Raw genomic sequence first — 682 nt, 5'->3', positions numbered from 1 at the left:
GGCACAGCGCGGTGTCCTCGACGAACTGCGCGTCCGGGTACGCTTCCAGCGGGTCAAGCTCGATAATTTCCGCTCCGGTGCTTCGCAGCGCGCTGACATAGGCCGAATGCGCAGCCAGCATACCTTCGAGGCTGGGATTGCCGATATCCTCGGCACGCAAGCCGTCTGCGATGGTCGAGGCAGGCTTGCGCGTTATGGCACGGGTAAATTCAAAGGTCGGGTTTCGCATAGTCACTCCTGATCCGGGCGACGCCCGGCAGCATTAATTTCCAGAATAGAGGGGCCGTTTTGGGCATCGGCGTCTGCCAGTGCAGCGGCAACAGCTGTTGGGTCTTGGGGAACGCGTTTGTAGGGGATGCCGAACGAGGCAGCAGTGGCCGCAAAGTCAGGTGGGGTTGGGTCGCAACCGATCACCTCGACCCCCACGCCCTCCATGGACGTGGCGATTTCGCCATAGCCATGATTGTTCCAAAGAACAAAGGTAATGCGCAGGTTTTGGTCCACTGCGGCCATGATCTCGGGCAGTGAGAATTGGGCACCACCGTCCCCGGCGATGCAAATCACGGACGCCTCAGGGTCGGCAATCGCGGCACCGATGGCGGCCGGAATGCCGTAGCCATGCGCCCCGTATCCGGTGGCCGCATTGAATCAACCACCGGGACGGTCGTGATCATAGTAGAGG

1 protein-coding gene and 1 pseudogene are annotated in these 682 nt (G+C 61.1%); both read right to left on the bottom strand.

Features of this window, described 5'->3' with window-relative positions; genetic code table 11:
- Positions 1-229: pseudogene (locus ACR0E6_RS22390) on the bottom strand (dimethylarginine dimethylaminohydrolase); the annotation flags it as partial.
- A gap of 2 nt (positions 230-231) precedes the next feature.
- Positions 232-585, bottom strand: a complete 354-nt coding sequence (locus ACR0E6_RS22385; RefSeq protein WP_480587514.1) for a thiamine pyrophosphate-dependent enzyme — start codon at positions 583-585, stop codon at positions 232-234.
- Between the last annotated feature and the right edge of the window lie 97 nt (positions 586-682).

The sequence above is a fragment of the Ruegeria sp. AP12 genome (assembly GCF_056540025.1).
Note: the sequence above shows the minus strand (reverse complement) of the source record. Positions and strands in the feature narration are given on the sequence as shown.